This is a genomic window from Rhodanobacter sp. Root179 (genome assembly GCF_001428465.1).
Classification (GTDB): Bacteria; Pseudomonadota; Gammaproteobacteria; order Xanthomonadales; family Rhodanobacteraceae; genus Rhodanobacter.
Genome location: NZ_LMHR01000071.1, coordinates 1 through 21,124 on the forward strand (window position 1 = coordinate 1; position 21,124 = coordinate 21,124).

Below are 21,124 nucleotides of genomic sequence, written 5' to 3' on the forward strand. Positions count from 1 at the left end.
CGCCCCAGGAGTGCTTCGATGAAAGCTGATCAGCTGTGCAGTTCAAACTTGATGCTACGCAGCACCTAGAAGAGTGTTTTTGCTACCTTTGAAACACCTTGAATCAAATCCTCAACCTGAGCAGAGGTTGGATCTGTTTGTTTATTGTGATCACAAAGATTTCGTATATCTGCGAGATGCTGATGGAACCTCCATTCTGGGGTACCAATCACATCCGAGTTTTTGAGCAAATCATTTAGGTCAGCGATAGTTGGATATTTCTTGCTAATTTTGATGTTGTGGTTGTTGCAGACTTCAAGCAAGTGCTTCTCCAAGACAACGCCTGCCACGGCCCCGGCAGCACGCATGAACTTGTGCTTCAGCAGTTCTCTTGCCGAGTCTAGCTCTGAGTCTAATAGATCAGCCTGAACAAGTTGCCGAATGTCGTACAGCGAGCTTTCAAATCTATTTTTTAGAGAATGGAGTATCGCTATCTGTTGCTTGATGTGAGGTATGGCTGACTTGGAATCAGCTACAACTTCGCTACCATAGCGGGTGATGCGTAAGCCTTGAAGGGCGTCTTCAATGCGATAGTTCTCGAAGCTAATGTCCTTGCGACCCTTCGGCTTTTCGTACAAGCGAATAAAGTCGTTCAACCTGTCGGGGAGAAGCTGCCTTAGCAAAGCTATGCACTCCGAATACCACGACTGGTAAGAGTCACTGAAGTTTGGCAGCGCATCGAGATAGGCCTTCGCGGCCTTTTTGTCACCTTTACTCGATTTCAATACAGCCGATTCGTACTCATCGCCGTATACGTGATGTGCGAAGGATTGTTCGACTAACTGCGCTTGATGACACAATTTTTCGAAGTCTTTCTTATATCGATCTATGTTGGACGACATAGGAAGCCCCCTGTGCTGCCTAACGCTTGAGTTAAGCAGCGGCGAAGCCGTCCGCCTTGAACGAACTGTTAGCCATCACTTGCGCTTGGTACCCGCAGCCCACATTGCGAAGCGATCATTTCCAGGCACCAATGAGTTTGAGATGTTGAACGCGATCTTTGTGGACTTTCCTTGAAGTAGATGAAGACTAAGGAACGTCTGCAAATACTGTGAAGCCACAGCGCCATGAATTGACTTCTCCGGCGCTATGAGAGCCCTGCAAAATGGCAGCTTTGAGAAGTCTCTAGCAAACGGCGCTTTACCGGTCTCGCAGCAGAGCGAAACAAACAGCTTTGGGCTTGTGTTGTGCTTGGAAAGGCGCCGATCGAATGAAATTGGAAGACGTGCGCCGCCTACGCCGAAGTAGATGGCCGTCTTATCTCCGTGACCAATCAAGATGATGTGGGTATAGGCGGCATGATGTATTGCCCACCACTCGCCGAACTCACCAATCGCTCGAATTTTGACGCTTGAGATGTGATCGTCTGGCAGCAAAAGTCGGCAGAACTGCAAGAGGCTCTTACTGAGGGGGTTTATGAGCCCATCTTCACTCTGAAAGTCGCCTATCGACACGAGGGCGATGCCAAGTGAGTGATGGGCTTTCGATGAGCCAATGGTTTGTGAGGAGGTTCCGTAAGGTAGCCGTACTTGGATTGATCTATCGCTTGCTGCAACAACCTCGCAGCGCCGCATGGCAAAGATGTCTCTGTCGCCTTCGGGCAGAACGCTCGCTGGCACGTAGACGCGATCGCCGACTTGAAATTTTGGCATTAGGTAGGTCTTGCTGTGGTGGCTAACGCTGAAGTTAAGCGGCGAGCGCTTTTTGCGCGTCCGCCTTGAACGAACTGTTAGACCGCCGCACGATGCCCAAAAAGAGCAGCACTAGACAGAGGCCGCCGAATATTGCACTTGCTGCAAGCATGGTGAGGTAGCTGAAGACTTGCCAGTGTGACGTGAGAGTTGTGGCGCCGATGATGAACCAAGAGATCAACCCAAAGAACGCGCTGCCCACGGCCCCGCCAACAACGAACGCGGAAGCCATTACAAGAGCGATGAGCGGCAGATGAAAAACACGCGCGACGCCGAAAGCAACGCCAAAGACCAACAGGCCGACGAGAACCACAATAGCAAGTGAGAAGAGTGGGCCCATAGGTCTAACGCTTAGTAGACCCCATATCGGGGCATATGCAACGGATGTTCAGCTTTCGAAGGGAACCCGTCAAGCGAGCAGATTGTCCGGTTTGGCAAGGGCTTGAGGGATGACGTGAGCGGCTCGGACGACTGGGGGTGACTTTGCATATCTCACAAATCGAGGTGCTATGTCTTATCTCCCACAATTGATGGTGATAACAGCTGCACGTTCGCAGTGTGCGCAAGCCGCCTTATGAGCGAGGTTCGGCGATCTTTCACGCTCGAACGACACCACTCAGGTGACTAGGCCGTGCGCCACGTGGAAACGTCGGTTCATTTTGGTCCCAGGGAAAGGTGGCTCGGCTGCCGCAGGCAGACGAATGCTCTTGCTTCAAAACTCGAAAATACGAGTCCCGATGAAGTCCGCCTTCACAACGCGAGCCCTCATCCTCAATGACTCGCGCCAGCCGCTCTCTTGCCTGAAAACATGACGCAGACCCCCACGAAGACCAGCAGCACCACCGACGCGGAATAACGACTCAAGGCGAGCCCGCCGGACGCCAGCGGCTTGTCCAGGAAGTCGCCAAGCACAGCCCCCAACGGCCGCGTCAGCACGAAGGCTGTCCAGAACAGCAGCGTGGAGGAGACCCGGGTCCAGAAGTGCGCGCCGGCGACTACCACCAGCAAGCCGCCGAAGATGAGCGCTGCGCCCAGGTAACCCAGGCCGGCGGTGTCCGCCGTCCAGTCGCCGAGCGCGGTGCCCAGCGTCTGCGAGAACATGATCGTGGTCCAGTAGAACATCTCGGATCGGGGCGTGCTCACCGACTCGACCGACACCGTGCCCGTCGTGCGGTGCCACACTGCCAGCGAGGCGAGCAGCAGCACCAGCAGCAGCGTGCTGCCGCCCGCGTAGCCGATGCCCAGGGAGCGGGTCACGAAATCCGCCAGGGTGGTGCCCACCGTGGTGGTGGCGATGATCGCCGCCCAGTACACCCAGGGACGAAAGCGCGTGGCGGCGATCTGCACGCCCACCGCCACGAGGAACACCGCGGCGAAGATGGCGGTCGCCACGAGGTAGCCCAGGTTCATCGACATCGACACCGCGTCGCCACCGGTTTCGCCCAGCGTGGTGACGGCGATCTTGATGACCCAGAACAGCAGGGTGACTTCCGGTACCTTGCCGGGTGTCTGGCCGTGGACAGCGTTCATCGGGGCGCCTGCCATGGAAAGTGGTGAAGCCTATACCCATTTGTTTCTGGCGCCATTTCAATTTTGCCCGGCTGGCGCGTCTAGGCCTGCAATCGACAGCCGCGGCAAGCGCAAGCGCGCCATGAGTACCCTGATGGACGGTCCGCACAGTTTTATGGAACACCTCTCGCGCCACGACGACCTGCAGTTCGACCCCGCGCCCACTCATGGCGAGGTGGTGGCGGCGCTGTATCGCGAGCATCACGCTGCGCTGGTGGCCCTGCTACAGTGCCGGCTGAATTCGCGCAGCGACGCGCAGGAGATCGCGCAGGAGGTCTACGTGAAGTTGCTGACCATGAAGGACCTGGGCCACCTGGAAACGCCGCGGGCGTTCCTGTTCCGCATGGCGATCAACCAGTCGGTGGACTACCTGCGCAAGCGCGTGGTGCGCGCCAACCTGTCGCCCCCGCCCGCCAGCGAGGATCTGCACGCCGCGCCGCTGCCCGAGCAGCACCTGTGGGCCGGCCAGCAATGGAAGAAGGTGCAGGCCGCCCTGCGCGAGTTGCCGGCCAAGTGCAGCCAGGCGTTCGTGCTGCACGTGCTGGAAGGCCGCGAGTTTTCCGCGATCGCCACCGAGATGAAGCTCAGCGAACGGATGGTCCGCTACCACGTCAGCCGGGCCATGGCGCACTGCCGTGAACGCTGTTTTGCAATGGAGACGCCGTAATGGCCACCAATACCGGATTCGACGAGGAAACCACGCGCACGGCGGCGCTGTGGTGGACCCAGTTGCGCGATCCCGAACCGTCCCCGGACCTGCTTGAGCGCTGGGGTGCATGGATGGCGGCTGATCCCAGCAACGCCCAGACCTTCGCCCAGCTCAACGCGCTGGGCGAGCTGGCTGCCGACGCCTCGCCCAGCCAGCGCCAGCAGCTGATCGACGAGTTCGCGCCACGCGCCACGAAGCGGTCGTATCGTCCGCTGGCGGCCGCCGCGGCCGCGGCCGTGGTCGGCGTGGCGCTGCTGGGCGGCTGGTGGATGCTGCGCGGCGGGCCGGATCACTCCCCGCTGCCGCAGCAATACGCCAGCGCGGTGGCCGAGGATCGGGCCATCCAGTTGCCCGATGGCACCGCCATCGAACTCGGTGCGGCCTCCAGCCTGACCACCCGCTATGCGCAGCACCGGCGTGACATCGACCTGCGCGCCGGCGAGGCGTTCTTCACCGTCACGCATGACCGCGAGCGTCCGTTCGTGGTGACGGCCGGCCCCCTGCACATCGAGGATCTCGGCACCGCATTCAACGTGCGGCGTACCGGCCAGCGGGTCAGCGTGACGGTGACCGAAGGACGGGTGCGGCTGTCCCCGGCGAACGGCGCCGCGGACGGTGCGGACCTGCCCTCCGGCCGGCTGGACCTGGTGGCAGGCCAGCGCGCCGAGTACGACCCGGTCAGTGGCGCGCTCAGCGTCAGCACGATCGCGCCGGAACACGCGGCGACGTGGCGCCAGCATCGGCTGGAGTTCGTCGACGAACCGCTGTCGACCGTGCTGGCCGACGTCAATCGCTACAGCCGCCAGCCGGTGCAGCTGGCCGATCCGCGCCTGGGCGAGCTGAGGTTCACCGGCACCGTCAACACGACTAACATTGGCCGTTGGGTCGATGCCTTGCCGCACGTTTTTCCCGTGCAGGTGAGCGCGTTTGCCGATCACGTGGTGCTTTCGGGCACCGGAAAGCCCTGAGAGCCGGGAGCGTGGGTGGTGGAAATGTTCGAGGCGAAGGCCCGGCCCGATTTCCACCGGCCACGCTCCTGACCATGGTTCGCACGCACGGTGGGCAGGATGGCGGAACGTAAATGGCGTCGCGGCGACGGACGCAGGTGTTGCAGATGACGTCCGCGAAGCGGATGCAGCGTGCATTCGGCGTTGGCCTGGCATGGATCACGGCGACCGGTTTCGCCGGCGTTGCCGTTGCCTCGGGCGCACCGACTCTGAAAGCCGAGCGCACCAGCTTCTCGATACCCTCGCAGCCGCTGGCCGATGCGCTGATGGCGCTGGGACGCCAGGCCGACGTGCAGATACTCGCCTCCAGCAAAGCGATCGCTGGGCGGCGCAGCACCGGCACCTCCGGCAGGTTGAAGGTGGAAGCGGCGCTGGACCACCTGCTGCAGGGCACCGGCCTGGACTACGAGGTGATCGGCAGCCGCACGGTGGTGGTGCACCAGCGCGAGTTCAGCCCGGCGACTTCCTACGAAAGTCCGCTGCGCGGCACCAAGCCGAATGTGCCGATCGTCTCGGTGCTGGATACCGTGCGGGTCTCCGGCCTGGTGCTGGGCGACTGGGGATTCCTGGCCGACAGCACGCGGGGCGCCACCCGCACCGACGCGGAGCTGGCCGACCTGCCGCAGTCGGTGAGCATCGTGACGCGCGACCTGATGGATTCCCGCCAGGCGTTCGAGGTGGCCGACGTGGTGCGCCACGTGGCGGGCGTGGACTATGTGGATGGCTTCGGCGGCCCGCCGCTGTTCCGCATCCGCGGGTTCACCACCGGCAACGGCCTCACCGACGGCATGCCCAACGGCGTGGCGCGCATCGAGGATCTGCCGCCGCTGATCGGCATCGAGCGGGTCGAGGTGTTGAAGGGCCCGGAGACGATCCTCGGCGAGTCGTCGGTGGACAACAATTTCGGCGGCTCGGTGAACATCGTGATGAAGCGGCCGCAGGCCGAACCGGTGCGCCAGCTGACGTTCTCCACCGGCCAGGGCGACGGCAGCCGCCTGGGCGTGGACCTGGCCGGTCCGCTCGACGAACAGGGCCGGCTCACCTATCGCTGGGTCGCCGCCGGCAATCGCGCCGAGCGCACGGCGCAGGGCTATCGCGGCCAGCGCAGCGGCTACTTCGCGCCCTCCATCGGCTGGCAGGACGACACCACGCGGTGGCTGTTCGGCCTGGAATACGTCGACAACCGCGTGCCGGTTCCGGACCACACGGTGCTGCTCGGGCAGTCGCTGGCCAGCGCGTCGCCATTCGACCGCTTGCTGGGCAACCCCGACGACCATGCGCGATTCCGCACGCGGCGTGCGTTCTACATGGTGGAGCAGGCACTGGGCGACGACTGGAGCCTGCGCAGCCGCGGACAGTACGTGAGCCAGCACAGCAGCGGCCAGGCTTGGGCGTTCTCCGACACCCAGCATTTCGGCCTGAGCGAGGCGCAGGCCAGCAGCTACCGCTATTCCGACGCGTTCTACACCTTGCAGAACGAACTGGCGGCAAGTTTCGAGCAGGGCCTGCTGGTGCACGACGTGCTGCTGGGCGTGGACTATGCCCGCACCCACACCGGCAACGGCAACCAGCCCAGCGCGCTGGTCACCGGCGCAGCGGTCAACGCCGACCTGCAGGCGGACGATTTCCTGCCGTTCGCGTCGGCGAAGAACACCGTCGTCGTCCAGACCCGTCCGCTGGGCGGATCGTGGTCGAGCCAGCTCGGGCTGTTCGCGCAGGACCAGGTGTCGATCGGCGAGTCATGGCATGTGCTGGCCACGGTGCGCCACGCCACCTACGAGCTGACGGGTGCGGCGATGCCCGCGCTGCGCCAGTCGAGATGGATACCGAGATTGGGCGTGGTCTATCAGCCGAGCCCCGATGTGTCGCTTTACGCGTCCAGCAACACCGGTTTCCAGGCCGATGCCCTGCTGGGCGAGGACGGTCGCCCGCTGCCGCCGTCGGTGTCGCACCAGCTCGAGCTCGGCAGCAAGGTCGGCCTGTTCGACCAGCGCGCCAGGCTGACGCTGGCCTGGTACCGCATCCGGCTGGACCACAGCATCAGCCAGGTAGCGCCGGAGGCGCCGCATTTCGCCGTGCCGGGTCCGGGCCAGACCAACACCGGCGTGGAGATCGAATTCGACGGCCAGGTCCTGCCGGGGCTGGATGTCTCGGCCAGCTATACCGGCGCGCGCATCCGCAACCACGACGGCAGTGCTCCGTACGGCGCGCCGCGGCACCAGTGGAACACCTGGGCCAGCTACCGCTTCCAGCGCCCTGCCCTGCAATCCTGGGGTGTGGCCGGCGGCGTGTTCGGGCGCAGCAGCACCAGTGGACGCACCGAGGACGGCGGCTATTTCCGCATGCCGAGCCAGCTGAGCGCGGAGGCGAACCTGAGCTGGTATGCCGATCCCTGGACGCTGACGCTGGGCGTGAAGAATCTTTTCGGAGGCACCTTGTACGCGATCAACGCCGAGTCGTCCTTCGTGCCGGTGCGCCAGGGCCGGCTGGTCCTGTTCAACGGAAGCTTCCACTTCTAGATTCCGCCGCGCGCGCGTCATGGACCGGCAGCCAGCAGGCTGGCGGAAGCGGCCGGGTGTTTCTCGCCGCCGCGAAATCGCTGGGCCGGCGTCGCCGCGCCTTCGCGCGACTCCGCGGCTTCCGCGGCGGCAGGCAGCGCTCCGGTCGATCGCCGCAACGCGGCCGCGAAGGCGTCACCGGCTTCCCGCCGGAAGGCTTCGCTGCGCTGCTGCTTTTCGCGGCGGCTGCGCGGACCTTCGGCGCACGGCGCGGGAATCAGCGACAACGGCAGCGCATGACAGCCCGCGCCGGCGCTCACGCCGCCCTGTGCTTCCCAGAACGCATCGCCGCTGGCGGCAGCTTCCACGTCCGCACCGTCAACCTCCGCACTCGACTGGCCGACGCAGGCCGCCGCCGTGACGGCGCGAATCCGCTTCAACCCGTGCAGCGCCGCCAGCTCGCGCACCAGCGACATCAGCAGGTCCTTCGGATGCAGGCCGTGGCTGCCCCGGATGAATTCCCGCGTCGCCTCGAACGGCGCATGCGGACCCGCGCCCCGCAACGCCCCGATGGTGACGCTGTCGCGCCGATCGAAGGTCAGGATGCACGAGGCCAGCACGTCCTTGTCGTCGCTGAGCAGCAACAGGCTCAGCTCGCCCGCGTCGGCGCGCGAAGGCTTGCGCAGGTGCAGGTGCACGTCGGCCGCATCCTCCAGCCGCAGCGTGGTCAGGCGCGCACCACCACCCAGCACGATGCGTTCGGCCAGCCATGCGGGAAAGCGTCGCATCACGAAATCGTAGTGCGCATTGACGATGCGACGGCGCGCGGCGGGGTTGAAGTGCGTCGAGATGTAGGGCCGGTGCCAGCGCTCGTACAGCCGCGGATCGGCCTGCGCCGCCCGCCACATCGCCTCGCGCGCATGCAGCGAGCGCAGCCACTGCGTCTGGCGGATGCACAGCCGCAGCCAGCTGGTCATGTGCAGGGCCAGCTGCCAGCGACCGTCACCGGAGGCCTGGCGCAGCGACCAGCGACTGCGCACGGCCTCCATCCACAAGCGGGTCGTCCTGCTGATTTGTTCGATGCGCATCGGTCCGCCTCGTCATGCCGAGTTGACCATTGAGACGCGCGAGCCACCGGTTTTTGAAATGCCGGCGATCAGCAGTCCGCTGCACGGCGACCGGCGGACCCGATCACTCCGAAATCGCCAGCACGCATTCGTCCGCGCCGTAGCTGCGGCAACACACCGGAAAGATCGACAGCCCCCCCGGCGCGATGACCGGTCCCAGCAAGCCTTCGAGGAATCCGCTGAAGAAGCTGCAGCCGGAATGGCCCTGCTCCGTGCACAGCGGGCTGTCGAGGATGTGCAGTTGCGAACCCTGCTGATCCACTTCCACCAACGCCCGCAAGGCCGGCGTGCCGATGCGCTCGAGTGCATCGGTCAGGCCCAGGCCACCATCCATCGCGTATTCCCGCGCGAACACCCACGCACCGGCGCGCTGGCCGGCCAGCGCCAGCGAGGATTCGCGCGCGCCGTCCGGCACCGAGCCGCTCAGCGCCAGCAGCCTGGGCATCAGTTTCGGATAGTCGTATTCGAGTGACTGCAGCGCCTTGTCGACCGCGCTCTCGTCCGCGTCCAGGGCCACCACGTCGACGAAGGGATTCGCCTCCACCGATGCGACAGGCGGTGGCGCCGGCGCACGCGTGGTAGGCAAGATGAATTCGAAGTCCGGCTCCGCTGGCGCAGGCGGCGCCGACGGAACGGTCTGCACGGCTTCGGCCTGCACGGCTTCGGTCTTCGCGGGCCGAGCCAGGATCGGCGCCACCGCGAAGGGCTCGTCCGTCAGCACTTCTCTCGATGGCGATGCGGCAGGCGAAGCGACGGGCGCCGGTGCAGGCGCCGCCACCTTCGCGACAGGCGTGACCGGCTCGGGCGCCGGCGGCGGCAGATAGGTCGCCCGCTTCACCGTGGCGCCGAAATGCGGCTGCTCCTCGCCTTCCACGAACGGCGTGATCCGAAAACTGACGAAGCGGTCATAACCTTCCAGCGCCGCTTCCAGTTCGCGCTTCTTGCGCGGCGAGCCGCGCACCACCATCGTCAACAGTGTCCCATGGGGGTCCTGTACCAGACGCTGGCGCTGCAAGGTGAAACCGCTGGCAAGAATGAAACGGCCAACTTCGATGAGCAGGCCTTCGCGACTTTGCGAAAGCCCCTGGATTTCCAGCTCGATCATCAAGCCCCCTGTAGGCGATGCCGATGGAGATGTGGGTTGAAGGACGGCGCCGGTCCCGAACAGGGCCCGGGCGCACATCGGTGCAACGGAGCCATTTTATCGCTGTCCCGCAGCCCGGGGTGTGAACGGATACGGCGGATGGAACATGTCTTGCGGGCACGCGTGGCGTGTGGCGGTGCAAGCACGTATCGTCGCCGCTTCCCCAGCGAAGGTTTGCCATGGCCACGCCGAAACCGTTCCACCATGCTGCCTTTCTGCGCGACCTGGAGCAATTCGTCGCCGGTGGAAGCTGCCCTGCCTCCTGTTCGCCCGAACTTGCCGCGATCCTGCGGACCCCGGGCGTCGATGCCCGGCCCTCACCGGCGGCCAGCCAGCTGGTTCGCCTGCTGCATGCACGCAAGGCCGTGCTGAAGGCAGCGTTCGACACCGGGCAGGTCGCCGACGAATTGCGTCGCCACCAGAAGTTCGCCAGGCCCGGACAGCCGTCGCCGCATATCGTGCAACTGCGCCAGCAACAAGCCGCTGCACGACAGGCTTCCAGCCAGTCGCGACAACTGCTGATCCAGTCCGCCGCCGCCTTCGTGCGCGAGGCCGGCATCGTGCCGCCCGCGCGACTGGCCCTCGAGGTGTTCATCGACGGCTGGATGGAAGCCGGCTTGCCGAAAGAGCCGAGCACGCCAGAGGCGGGCACGCCCGGATAAAAAAGCGCCGCCGGCACGATGCCGTGCCGGCGGCGGATACCTCGTTGCCGCTTAGCGCAGGATGCTGGCCGGGTCCTGCTTCGCCGTCAGCGCACTGCACAGCTGGATCGATTCGCCGGTCTGGGCCAGGCCACGACCGATGCCGGCAGCGTCCTTCTCGCGGGTCTTGAAGAACGCCTGCAGGCGATCGTACTCGGCGGTGGAGCAGCCACCACCGGCGGCCAGCGACGGCAGGCGACCGCCGGAGAAGCTGCCGGTGCGATCGAGGATCTGCTGGTAGTGAGCGGTGAACCAGTTCCACATCGCGTCACGCTGGGCCTGCGTATCGCGACCACCGCGCAGCAGCATGGCCATCTCGCCGACCTTGACCGGCTTGGTCAGCGCGAAGTTGCGCACCTGCTCGGCCAGTGCCGGATCTTCCACGCTGGCCAGGCCACCGAGGATGCCGTTGCGCAAGGCCGGGTCGCTGGTCTTCGGCAACTCGGCGATCAGCGCATCGACCGCGCTCTTGCCGTGTTCCTGCACCGCCACGCCCAGCGCATCGCCAAGCAGGTCGGGATCGGCCGCGGCCAGGTTCAGGTGGCCATCCGCCGTCGGCTTCAACGCCGCATCACCCTGCTTGAGCAGGGCCGCACGCACTTCGGGCAGCTTGAAGTCGAACGCCAGCGAACTGGCCAGGCTGCTGCGCATCAGCGAATCGTCTTCCGGCTCGCCCGCCTTGCGCTGATAGCCGAGCTGCTCCAGTCGCGGCAGGTAGGCGGCCTTCGCCCATGCGGCCAGACGGGCGCGCTGGGCATCGGTGGTGGCGATGCGATGGTAGAGACCGCTGGCCGTGCCCAGTGGCACGGTGGCCACTTCGCGGATCTTCGAGCCGGTCAGCGGCTGCATGGCCGCCAGCACCTGGCCGGCATCCAGATCGCCACGGCGGAAGCTGGCGTTGATCGCGTCGGCGTAGGCCAGCTGCTCGGCGTCGCTGAGCGTGCCGACCTGCTTGATCAGGCGGTCGAGCCCGTCCTTGTCGAGGCTGAAGCGGTAGTAGCCGCTGGCGTTCGCGTTCGGCATCACCCAGGTCGACTTGCTGGCGCCGGGCAGCTCCATCGAACCGGTGGCCTGGTCGAGCATGTCGCAGGCGACCTTGCTGGACGGTGCTCCATCTTTGCCGTGGGCGACGGTGCCGTAGCGCACGCACACCGGCACGCCCCAGATGCGCTTGGCGTCGCCGCTGCTGCCCAGCGGCAGGTAGCGGCTCTGGTTCAGCTGCAGCACGGTCTTGCCATCCTTCTGTTCCAGCTTCGTGGCCACGTAGGGCACGCCGGACTGGTCGAGGAAGCTCTTGAACGCATGCTTGAACGCATCGCCCTTGTCGGCCGCGGTGGCGATCGCCGAGACCAGGTCGTCGGCGGTGGCGTTGGCGAATTTCTGGCTCTGGATGTACGCCCGCATGCCCTTCTGGTAGGTCTTCTCGCCCACGTAGTTCTCGAACATGGCGATGACGCTGGCACCCTTCTGGTAGGTGATGCCGTCGAACGCGGTCATGATGTCGCCGTTGCCGGAGATCGGCTGACGGATGCTGCGCGCGCTGACCAGGCTGTCGTTGCTCATCGCGCCCTGCGCGCCGCGCACGCGGTCGAGGTCGGCGCGGTATTCCGGATGCACCTGCATGGTGACTTTCTGCTGCATCCAGGTCGCGAACGCCTCGTTGAGCCAGATGTCGTTCCACCACGCGGTGGTCACCGTGTCGCCGGTCCACTGGTGCGCCAGCTCATGCGCGTTGACGTTGAACGAGCCCTGCACGTTGCGGGCCGGGGAATCCTTGTCCAGCAGCAGCAGCCAGTCGCGGAACGTCACCAGGCCCGGGTTCTCCATCGCGCCGGCTTCGAAATCCGGCGCCGCCAGCAGGTCGAGCTTGCCGAACGGATAGCCGAAACCGTAGTAGTTCTCCAGCGCATGGATGATGCTCGGCGTTTCGCCCAGCACGTGCTCCATGCGATGACCCTCGCCCTTGGCGGCGATGCCGCGCAGCTTCAGCGGTTCGCTGCGGTAGGCGTCGGGCGAGATGTCCGGGCCGTCCACGATGTCCCACGGACCGACCGCGAACGCGACCAGGTAGGTCGGCAGCGGCTGGGTCTGGGCGAAGGTCACGGTCTTCCAGCCCTTGCCGGCCGGCTGCTCCTTCACCTGCTTGGTATTGGCCACCACGTTCTCGTGGTCGGGCACGGTGATGCTGATGTCGAACGGGGTCTTGAAGCCGGGTTCGTCGAAACCGGGGAAGGCGAAACGCGCGCTGATCGGCTCCATCTGCGTCATCGCATACGGCTGGCCCTTGGCGGTGACCTTGTACAGGCCCTGCAGCTGCTGGTTGAGCGGCGCGCTGTACTCGAACTTCACGGTGAGGTCCTGCGGCTTCAGCGTGCTGCCGAAATCCACCCGCACCACGCCCGCCTTCGGGTCGACGTTGACGTACTTGCCCGCGTGCATCTTGCCGGCGGCGTCGGTGATCGTCACCTTCGACACTTTCAGTTCGGCGCCATCCAGCCACAGGTGGTCGGAGGCCTGGTTCAGCTTGACCTTGATCGTGGTGGTGCCGGAAAAGTCCTGCTGCGCCGGATCGACCTTGAACGCCAGCTGGTACGACTGCGGCACCGCCCAGCCCGGCAGGCGACCCTGCGGCGCCTGGTCGGCGGTGGCGGCAAACGCGGCGCCACAACAAGTGGCGAGCGCGGTAAGCAGGAGCGGGCGGACGAGACGGCGCATGGTGGTTTCCCTGGGTTGTGGAGAATCCCCAAGCTAGAGCCGCCATGACCTTCGACCCAGTGCCAGAAGGCATGGCCGGGCATCAGCCTGGCACGGGCCCAAAAAAAACCGGCGATGAAGCGGACTTCATGGCCGGCCGGGGAAGCCCGCGCGCCTGCGGGGGAGAGGGAGGGGACTCCGACGCGCGGGTTGTCACGAGATCAATGGCGACAGCGTACCGAGCCTTCTTGCATTGCTCCAATTGATTGTTACCATCTCGCCCATAGTTTCTGGCTATTGTCGTACCGGGATGAGCGATGAATCTGCGCGACCTTCAATACTTGGTGGCCCTGGCCGAGCACCGTCATTTCGGGCGTGCCGCGAATGCCTGTTTCGTCAGCCAGCCCACTCTGTCCACCCAGATCAGGAAACTGGAGGAAGAACTGGGCGTGCCGCTGGTCGAGCGCACGCCGCGCAAGGTGCTGCTGACCGAGGTCGGCCGCGACATCGCGATGCGCGCGCGCAACGTGCTCAACGAGATCGAGCAGATCCGCGGCGTGGCCCGGCGCACGCTGGACCCGGAATCCGGCACGGTGCGGCTGGGCATCTTCCCCACGCTGGGGCCGTACCTGCTGCCGCATGTGCTGCCGCTGGTGCGCAAGGCCTTCCCGCGACTGGAACTGCTGCTGGTCGAGGAGAAGACCGAGACCGTGCTGCGCCTGCTGCACGAGGGCAAGCTCGACGCCGGCATCCTCGCCCTGCCGCTGCACGAGGACAGCCTGCATCAGGAATTCCTGTTCGAGGAGCCGTTCCTGCTGGCGGTGTCCGAAGCGCATCCGCTGGCTCACAAGCAGGGCCAGCTGAAGCTGGCCGACCTCACCCACCAGAACCTGCTGCTGCTGGAGGACGGCCACTGCTTGCGTGACCAGGCGCTGGAGGTCTGCCACATGGCCGGCGCGGGCGAACACTCCGGCTTCCGCGCCACCAGCCTGGAAACCCTGCGCCAGATGGTGGCGGCCAACGTGGGCATCACCCTGCTGCCGGTGACCGCGGTGAAACCGCCGGTGGCGCCGCTGGAAAACCTGCACCTGATCGAGTTCCGGGGAACGCCGCCGAGCCGGCGCATCGCGATGGTCTGGCGCAAGAGTTCGGCGATGGACGCCTTCCTGAAGCGTCTCGCCGACGTGCTGCGCGACCTCCCCGCCGACCTGCTGGACGCGCACACCGCGGCGACGCCGCCGGCGGCCAGGGTCTCCGCCGGCTGACGCCGAACGGCCGGACGCAAGCCGGCATCCATCATCCACCGCAAGCAGCCAGCCGACCACGGACACCCTGACGATGCGCAACCTGCTGATCGCCGCCGCGGTGCTGCTGGCCCTGCTGTTCGTGCTGGCGCACCGGCAGCATGCCGCGGTGGAAACCGGGCCGGGCGTGCTGGCCTCCGAGGCGCCGCAGCAGGTCGATCTGGACCAAGGCGCACTACTACAACGCGACGGCGTCAGCCTGCAGACACGCGCCCACTTCGACATCACCGCGCGGGTGCTGTCGCGCAAGGACTATTCGGGCTCCCGCGATGGCGACCTGGTGCCGCTGGACCTGGCGCTGGGCTGGGGCCGCATGTCCGACAGCACCGTGCTGGCCGGCATCGACATCAGCCAGTCCGGGCGCTTCTACTACTGGCACGTGAAGGACTTCCCGATACCGCGCCGCGAGATCGAAACCTCCAGCGCCAACATGCACATGATCCCGGCCGACGAGGACGTGAAGCGCCAGCTGGAGCTGATCCGGCCGGGCCAGGTGGTGCACATCGAGGGCTTCCTGGTCGATGCCAGCCGGGCGGACGGCTGGCACTGGAACACCTCGATGACCCGCGACGACACCGGTGGCGGCGCCTGCGAATTGATCTACGTCGAAAGCGTCACCGTCACTCAGTAGTGCAGCAGGCCGTGCAGCGGCTCGCCGCCGGGCCAGCGCTCGCGCCCGCGCAGCGCGTCCAGTTCGATCACCACGCTGGCGCCGACCAGCTCGGCGCCCAGTTGCCCGACCAGCTCCCGCGCTGCGGCCAGCGTGCCGCCGGTGGCCAGCACATCGTCGACCAGCAGCACGCGCTCGCCCGGGCGGATCGCGCTGCGCTGCACTTCCAGCCGATCCGTGCCGTACTCCAGCTGGTAGTCCACCGCGATCACCGGCGGCGGCAGCTTGCCGGGCTTGCGCAGGGGCACGAAGCCCGCGCCCAGTTTTTGCGCCAGCGCCGCGCCGAAGATGAAGCCGCGCGCCTCGATCCCGCACACCGCCTGCACGCCGCGGCCCAGCCACGGTTCGGCCAGCGCATCGATGCAGCGGACGAAGCCCGCGGCATCGGCCAGCAGCGGCGTCACGTCGCGAAACACCACGCCGGCGCGCGGAAAGTCGGGCACGGCGCGGATCAGCGCGGCGAGTTCATGCATGTCGTTTCCTCGGGAATTCACGCCGTGAAGTGCCGCTCAGCACGGCAGGGGCAGCGGCTCGCCGGGCAGTTCGTCGTCGCGCATCGCTTCGCGCGCTTCGCTCAGCTGCATCTCGACCCCGGCCACGATGGCCTGGCCGTCGGCCAGCGCAGCCTCGGGCACCATCACCGCGATGTAATCCATCGCCGGCAACTGGCCCACCGCGCCGGTCAGGTACTCGCCGGCGATGAACGCGGGGATGCCGCCGGCTTCCAGCGCATCCTTGACCAGATGGGCATCGAACAGGTTCTCGGCGCGATAGACGATGTGCATGGCTGCACGCTAACCCGCACGGCAGCGCGGGGCAAGCCGGCCGCCCTGCCCCGATCACGGTGACAGGGTAAACTTGCACGTTTCCACCACCGTCCGTGAGCCACAGCCCGATGTCGACCGATCAGCCCGCCGCCGCACCCGCCCCGCCGCCGGCCGCGGCACCCCAGGATTTCATCCGGCAGATCGTGCGCGACGACCTCGCTTCGGGCAAGCATACGGCGATCCACACCCGCTTCCCGCCGGAGCCGAACGGCTACCTGCACATCGGCCACGCCAAGGCGATCTGCCTGAGCTTCGGCATCGCGAAGGAATTCGGCGGCTGGTGCAACCTGCGCCTGGACGACACCAACCCGGGCAAGGAAGACCCCGAATTCGTCGAGGGCATCAAGGACGACGTGCGCTGGCTCGGCTTCGAATGGCACGAGCTGCGCCACGCCTCGGACTACTTCGAGGTGTTCTACCGGGCGGCGTGCAAGCTGATCACCGACGGCGTGGCCTATGTCGACGACCTCGACGCCGAGCAGATGCGCGCGTACCGCGGCACGCTGACCGAGCCGGGCCGCCATTCGCCGTATCGTGAGCGCTCGGTGGCAGAGAACCTCGACCTGTTCGCGCGCATGCGCGCGGGTGAATTCGCCGACGGCAGCAAGACCCTGCGCGCGAAGATCGACATGGCCTCGGGCAACATCAACATGCGCGACCCGGCGATCTACCGGGTGCGCAAGATCGCCCACCAGAACACCGGCGACGCGTGGCCGATCTACCCGATGTACGACTACGCGCACTGCCTGTCCGACGCGCTGGAAGGCATCACCCATTCGCTGTGCACGCTGGAGTTCGAGGACCACCGCCCGCTGTACGACTGGTTCGTCGACAAGGTCGACCTGCCGAACCATCCGCAGCTATGGCAGCCGCTGCTCGCCGCGGGCCTGCCCACCCAGCCGGCCAAGCCGCGCCAGATCGAATTCTCCCGGCTCAACCTCAGCTACTGCATCACCAGCAAGCGCAAGCTGGCCCAGCTGGTCAGCGACGGCTTCGTCGACGGCTGGGACGACCCGCGGATGAACACCTTGCGCGGCCTGCGCCGCCGCGGCTTCACCCCGGCAGGACTGCGTCTGCTGATCGAGCGGCTGGGCGTGAGCAAGCAGAACAGCGTGATCGACTACGCCGTGCTCGAAGGCTGCATCCGCGAGGACCTGGATGCCACCGCGGCGCGGCGCATGGCGGTGCTCGACCCGCTGAAGCTGGTGTTGACCAACCTGCCCGAAGGCCACGAGGAAACGCTGGGCTTCGCCAACCACCCGAAGGACGAGAGCTTCGGCACGCGCGAGGTGCCGTTCGCCCGCGAGGTGTGGATCGAGCGCGACGATTTCGCCGAGGTGCCGCCGAAAGGCTTCCATCGCCTGAAGCCCGACGGCGAAGTGCGCCTGCGCGGCGTGGGCATCGTCAAGTGCACCGACATCGTCAAGGACGCCGACGGCAACGTCATCGAACTGCATGGCACGCTGGACCCGGAAACCCGCCATGGCCTGCCCGGCGCCGACCGCAAGGTGAAGGGCACGATCCACTGGGTCAGCGCGAAGCACGCGGTGGCCACCGAGGTGCGCCTGTACGACCGCCAGTTCAGCGTGCCCGCGCCCGACAACGAGGAAGACGGCAAGACCTGGCTGGACCACATCAACCCCGACGCCAAGCGCGTGGTGCAGGCGTGGCTGGAGCCGGCCGCGGCCCGTGTCGAGCCCGAACAGCGCTTCCAGTTCGAACGCCTGGGCTACTTCGTGGCCGACCGCGTCGACCATCGCGCCGAGGCTCCGGTGTTCAATCGCACGGTGACCTTGCGCGACGTCTGGGCCCGGGCCGCCGGCCAGTAAACGGAGAACCGCATGTTACCCCTGCAAATCCATCTGACCCTGCCGCCGTGGATCGGCGACGTGGTGGATACCAACAGGCGTTACCAGAGTGACGAGGAACGCGTCGGCCTGGCGATCGAGTTGTCGAGACAGAATGTCGAGCGCGGCGGCGGCGGTCCGTTCGGCGCGGCCGTGTTCAACAACCACAGCGGCCGGCTGGTCGCCGTGGGCGTGAACCGCGTGGTGCCGCAGAGCTGCTCGGTGGCGCACGCTGAAATGATGGTGATCATGATCGCCCAGCAGCGGCTGAGCCGGCATCGGCTGAACGAGGACGGCGGCCACTACGTGCTGGCCACCAGCTCGCAGCCGTGCTGCCAGTGCTACGGCGCCAGCGTGTGGGCCGGCATCGACGAACTGCTGATCGGCGCGCGCGCCGAAGACGTGGAAGAGCTGACCGATTTCGACGAAGGCCCGCTGCCGGCCGACTGGATCGGCGAACTCGAGCGCCGCAACATCTCGGTCCGCCGCGACATCCTGCGCGACCAGGCCCGCGCGGTACTGGCCACTTACGGCGCCAGCGGCACACCGTATTGAGCCGCTGGCGCGCCACGCTGCCGCTGGTGCTGCTGGTGCTGGCCGGCGTCGTGCTGTTCGCCTCCGGCTCGCTGGACCAGTTGACGCCGCACCGGCTGCTGGCCAACCAGGCCAGCCTGCATGCACAGATCGATGACCACCCGTGGTTGAGCCGGCTGGCCTTCACCGGCCTGCTGACGCTGACCGTGGCCACCGGCATCCCCGGCACCATCGTGGTGATCCTGGCCGGCGGCTTCGCCTTCGGGGTAGTCGACGCCACGCTGTATTCGTCGCTGGGGCTGACCCTGGGATCGCTGATCCTGTTCCTGGCCAGCCGCTACGCCTTCGGTCCGGGCAGCCGCCAGCCGCCGGCCATCGTGGCGCGGCTGCACCATGGCTTCGAGCGGCACCCGGTCAGCTACACCCTGTTCCTGCGCTTCATTCCGGTCGTGCCGTTCGGCGCGGTCACGGTGGCGCTGGCCTGGCTGCGCTGCCCGTTGTGGCTGTTCCTGGGCGCCAGCTGGCTGGGCGGCACGATCGCGCTGATCTTCGAAACCTCGATCGGCGCCGGGCTTGGCGACGCGATGAGCCAGAGCGACAGCCTCGGCCTGGGCCTGTTCCTGCACCGCGAGGTGCTGTTGCCGCTGGGCGCGATCGCCCTGCTCGCCCTGCTGCCCCTGCTGATCGAACGCATGACCCGGCGCCGGCGCCGGCGCCGATTCCCGCTGGACTGAAACGGATCGCGGCAGCTGCCAAGCCGACCCGTTTCGCGCTAGTGTGACACCGGACAACCGGCAGCACTTCGGGCCCGGCATCAATGCCCACCGGTCCGCGACGCGATGGGGGACGGGACGGATGGACATGGCGGCTGACTCCTGGCCCAAACGACTGTGGCAACGCCGGTCGTTGATGCAGCGCATGGCCTTCGTGGCCCTGATGCCTGCCCTGATCACCGCCGCCCTGCTGGCGGCCTTCATGGCCCAGCGCCAACTGGTCAACCTGCGCGAGATGGCCCGGAGCAATGCCGACGCCATCGCCACCCAGGCCGCCTCGATCAGCCTGCAGCCGCTGCGCAACATGCAGTTGCGCGAGCTGAACCGCATCGCCGACTCGGTGGGCGACCTGCCGCATGTCATCCGGGTGCAGATACGAAGCGGCGCCGGCCAGATCCTCGCCGACCACAACGAGCTCGACGGCAACCGCGAGCCGGCGGAAGTCCTCACCGTGGTGCGCGAGATGATCGACCGCGACCAGCCCGGAGGCGTGGCCGAAGGTTCGGTGCGGGTGGACGTCAGCCTGCACCAGGCCATCGCCATGCAGCGTGCCAGCCTGCGTCACGCGCTGATCGCCCTGCTGGTCAGCCTGCTGCTCGCCGGCGTGCTCGCGTGGCAGGCAGCGCGCTGGATCAGTGCGCCATTGCGTCACCTTGCCGGCGCCGTGCATCAGCTGGGGCTCGGCGACCGGCCGGTCGAGGTGCCGGTGACCGACCGCACGGAAATCGGCGAACTGCAACAGGGCTTCAATCATGCCGCCGCCGCGCTGCATGACATCCAGAGCGGCATGCGCCAGCAGATCGAACAGGCGACGCGGGAACTGGCGCACAAGAACGCCGCGCTCGAAGCCGCCAGCCTGGCACGGTCGCGTTTCCTGGCCGCGGCCTCGCATGACCTGCGCCAGCCGCTCTATGCGCTGACACTGTTCTCCTCCGCGCTCAGCGTCGACGAGGACCGGCCGGAACAACTGGACCGCATCGCCCACATCCAGGAATGCGTGCAGTCGCTCGACCACCTGTTCAACGAGTTGCTCGATCTGTCGCGACTGGAGACCGGCGCGGTGCAGGTCGAGATCAGCGAGTTCCCGCTGGCCCAGGTGTTTGCCGAAGTCGCCCGGAACTTCGACATGGTCGCCGAGCAGCGCGAGCTGCAGTTGCTCATCCATCCGACCCGGCTGTGGGTCCGCAGCGACCGCACGATGCTGAGCCGCATCCTCAACAATCTGGTCAGCAATGCGCTGCGCTTCACCCATCATGGCGGCGCGCTGATCGGTGCCCGCCGATGCGGTGACGGGCTGGTCCGCATCGAGGTCTGGGACACCGGCAGCGGCATCGCGCCGGAACACCTGCCCAACGTGTTCGACGAGTTCTACCGCATCGACGATCGCGCCGACGCCGGACTGGACGACGGCTCGCAATCGGGCCTCGGACTGGGGCTGGCCACGGTGCAGCGGCTGGCGGTGCGGCTCGACACCGAAGTGCGGGTGCAGTCCCGGCTCGGTCGCGGCAGCGTGTTCCATTTTCGCCTGCCGACCGCCCACGCCAGCCCCGGGGAATCGATGGCGCCCCACGAGATGCCGGTCGACCTGAGCGGCAAGCGGGTGCTGGTGGTGGACGACGACCCGGCCATTCTCTCCGGGGTGCGTTTCCTGCTGCGCAGCTGGGGCTGCGAGGTGGAGGTGGCCGAGGATCGCCTGCAGGCGATGGAGGCCGTCGAGAACTGGCCCGGCCCGCCGGACATCGTGATCAGCGACCTGCACCTGCGCGGCGGCACCCGCGGCATGGACCTTTTCGCCGCGCTCGACCGGCACTACCAGCGCGACGGCGACACGCCGTTCGCACGACTGCTGGTCACCGGCGAGACCCGCGTCGACCACCTGCGCGAGATCATCGCGGCGAACATTCCGCTGCTGTACAAGCCGGTCTCGCCACCCCAGTTGCGCAGCGCGATGATGTCGGCGTGGACCAGCACCCGCGCCGGCCGGTGATCA

General features: G+C 66.4%; 19 protein-coding genes. 10 read left to right on the top strand and 9 right to left on the bottom strand.

The genetic code is table 11. From position 1 onward, the window contains the following. Positions 1–65: 65 nt before the first annotated feature. The 4 genes from ASD82_RS17345 to ASD82_RS07640 all read right to left on the bottom strand — a co-directional run bounded on the left by ASD82_RS17345 (position 66) and on the right by ASD82_RS07640 (position 3,260). Positions 66–881, bottom strand: a complete 816-nt coding sequence (locus tag ASD82_RS17345; RefSeq protein WP_082585278.1) for a hypothetical protein — start codon at positions 879–881, stop codon at positions 66–68. Between the two features lie 75 nt (positions 882–956). Further along, complete coding sequence (locus ASD82_RS17695; protein WP_157599217.1) at positions 957–1,691, bottom strand: hypothetical protein; 735 nt, start codon at positions 1,689–1,691, stop codon at positions 957–959. A gap of 34 nt (positions 1,692–1,725) precedes the next feature. Next, positions 1,726–2,070, bottom strand: a complete 345-nt coding sequence (locus tag ASD82_RS07635) for a hypothetical protein (protein WP_056717243.1) — start codon at positions 2,068–2,070, stop codon at positions 1,726–1,728. A gap of 431 nt (positions 2,071–2,501) precedes the next feature. Then, positions 2,502–3,260 carry a hypothetical protein gene (locus ASD82_RS07640; protein WP_056717244.1) on the bottom strand — a complete coding sequence of 253 codons (759 nt, stop codon included), beginning with the start codon at positions 3,258–3,260 and terminating at the stop codon, positions 2,502–2,504. Between the two features lie 121 nt (positions 3,261–3,381). On the opposite strand from ASD82_RS07640, the gene ASD82_RS07645 reads away from it, so the two are divergent. The 3 genes from ASD82_RS07645 to ASD82_RS07655 all read left to right on the top strand — a co-directional run bounded on the left by ASD82_RS07645 (position 3,382) and on the right by ASD82_RS07655 (position 7,534). Then, positions 3,382–3,966, top strand: a complete 585-nt coding sequence (locus ASD82_RS07645) for an RNA polymerase sigma factor (protein WP_235577826.1) — start codon at positions 3,382–3,384, stop codon at positions 3,964–3,966. Next, positions 3,966–4,976, top strand: coding sequence for a FecR domain-containing protein (locus tag ASD82_RS07650; RefSeq protein ID WP_056717245.1), 1,011 nt, complete (start codon positions 3,966–3,968; stop codon positions 4,974–4,976). The genes ASD82_RS07645 and ASD82_RS07650 overlap by 1 nt, the downstream gene beginning before the upstream one ends. Positions 4,977–5,122: 146 nt before the next feature. Beyond that, a complete protein-coding gene (locus tag ASD82_RS07655; RefSeq protein ID WP_235580663.1) occupies positions 5,123–7,534 on the top strand; it encodes a TonB-dependent receptor in 2,412 nt (803 codons plus the stop codon). A 17-nt stretch (positions 7,535–7,551) separates the two neighbouring features. On the opposite strand, the gene ASD82_RS07660 is transcribed toward ASD82_RS07655, so the two are convergent. Next, on the bottom strand, positions 7,552–8,601 hold the full coding sequence (locus ASD82_RS07660; protein WP_056717246.1) for a DUF535 family protein: 1,050 nt from the start codon (positions 8,599–8,601) through the stop codon (positions 7,552–7,554). A gap of 103 nt (positions 8,602–8,704) precedes the next feature. Next, positions 8,705–9,745 carry a hypothetical protein gene (locus ASD82_RS07665; protein WP_056717247.1) on the bottom strand — a complete coding sequence of 347 codons (1,041 nt, stop codon included), beginning with the start codon at positions 9,743–9,745 and terminating at the stop codon, positions 8,705–8,707. 218 nt (positions 9,746–9,963) lie between these two features. Here ASD82_RS07665 and ASD82_RS07670 point away from each other — a divergent pair, with 218 nt between their 5' ends. Then, complete coding sequence (locus tag ASD82_RS07670; protein ID WP_056717248.1) at positions 9,964–10,446, top strand: hypothetical protein; 483 nt, start codon at positions 9,964–9,966, stop codon at positions 10,444–10,446. A 51-nt stretch (positions 10,447–10,497) separates the two neighbouring features. Here ASD82_RS07670 and ASD82_RS07675 read toward each other — a convergent pair whose 3' ends face one another. Continuing rightward, the gene (locus ASD82_RS07675) at positions 10,498–13,200 is read right to left on the bottom strand and encodes a M1 family metallopeptidase (RefSeq protein ID WP_056717249.1); all 2,703 of its coding nucleotides are present in this window, start codon (positions 13,198–13,200) and stop codon (positions 10,498–10,500) included. A 296-nt stretch (positions 13,201–13,496) separates the two neighbouring features. On the opposite strand from ASD82_RS07675, the gene ASD82_RS07680 reads away from it, so the two are divergent. After that, positions 13,497–14,444 (top strand): LysR substrate-binding domain-containing protein, encoded by a 948-nt coding sequence (locus ASD82_RS07680; RefSeq protein ID WP_056717250.1) that lies wholly within the window; start codon positions 13,497–13,499, stop codon positions 14,442–14,444. Between the two features lie 73 nt (positions 14,445–14,517). After that, positions 14,518–15,114, top strand: a complete 597-nt coding sequence (locus tag ASD82_RS07685; protein WP_056717251.1) for a hypothetical protein — start codon at positions 14,518–14,520, stop codon at positions 15,112–15,114. On the opposite strand, the gene ASD82_RS07690 is transcribed toward ASD82_RS07685, so the two are convergent. After that, complete coding sequence (locus ASD82_RS07690; RefSeq protein ID WP_056717252.1) at positions 15,108–15,626, bottom strand: adenine phosphoribosyltransferase; 519 nt, start codon at positions 15,624–15,626, stop codon at positions 15,108–15,110. The genes ASD82_RS07685 and ASD82_RS07690 overlap by 7 nt on opposite strands. A 36-nt stretch (positions 15,627–15,662) precedes the next feature. Then, complete coding sequence (locus ASD82_RS07695; RefSeq protein ID WP_056717253.1) at positions 15,663–15,938, bottom strand: DUF2007 domain-containing protein; 276 nt, start codon at positions 15,936–15,938, stop codon at positions 15,663–15,665. 110 nt (positions 15,939–16,048) lie between these two features. Here ASD82_RS07695 and ASD82_RS07700 point away from each other — a divergent pair, with 110 nt between their 5' ends. The 4 genes from ASD82_RS07700 to ASD82_RS07715 all read left to right on the top strand — a co-directional run bounded on the left by ASD82_RS07700 (position 16,049) and on the right by ASD82_RS07715 (position 21,121). Next, on the top strand, positions 16,049–17,809 hold the full coding sequence (locus ASD82_RS07700; RefSeq protein WP_056717254.1) for a glutamine--tRNA ligase/YqeY domain fusion protein: 1,761 nt from the start codon (positions 16,049–16,051) through the stop codon (positions 17,807–17,809). Positions 17,810–17,821: 12 nt separating this feature from the next. Next, positions 17,822–18,382 carry a nucleoside deaminase gene (locus ASD82_RS07705; RefSeq protein WP_056717255.1) on the top strand — a complete coding sequence of 187 codons (561 nt, stop codon included), beginning with the start codon at positions 17,822–17,824 and terminating at the stop codon, positions 18,380–18,382. After that, entirely contained in the window at positions 18,379–19,095 is a 717-nt protein-coding gene (locus ASD82_RS07710) for a VTT domain-containing protein (RefSeq protein ID WP_056717256.1), read from the top strand. Before ASD82_RS07705 ends, ASD82_RS07710 begins: the two co-directional genes overlap by 4 nt. A 127-nt stretch (positions 19,096–19,222) precedes the next feature. Next, positions 19,223–21,121 carry a hybrid sensor histidine kinase/response regulator gene (locus tag ASD82_RS07715; RefSeq protein ID WP_235580664.1) on the top strand — a complete coding sequence of 633 codons (1,899 nt, stop codon included), beginning with the start codon at positions 19,223–19,225 and terminating at the stop codon, positions 21,119–21,121. Positions 21,122–21,124: the final 3 nt, after the last annotated feature.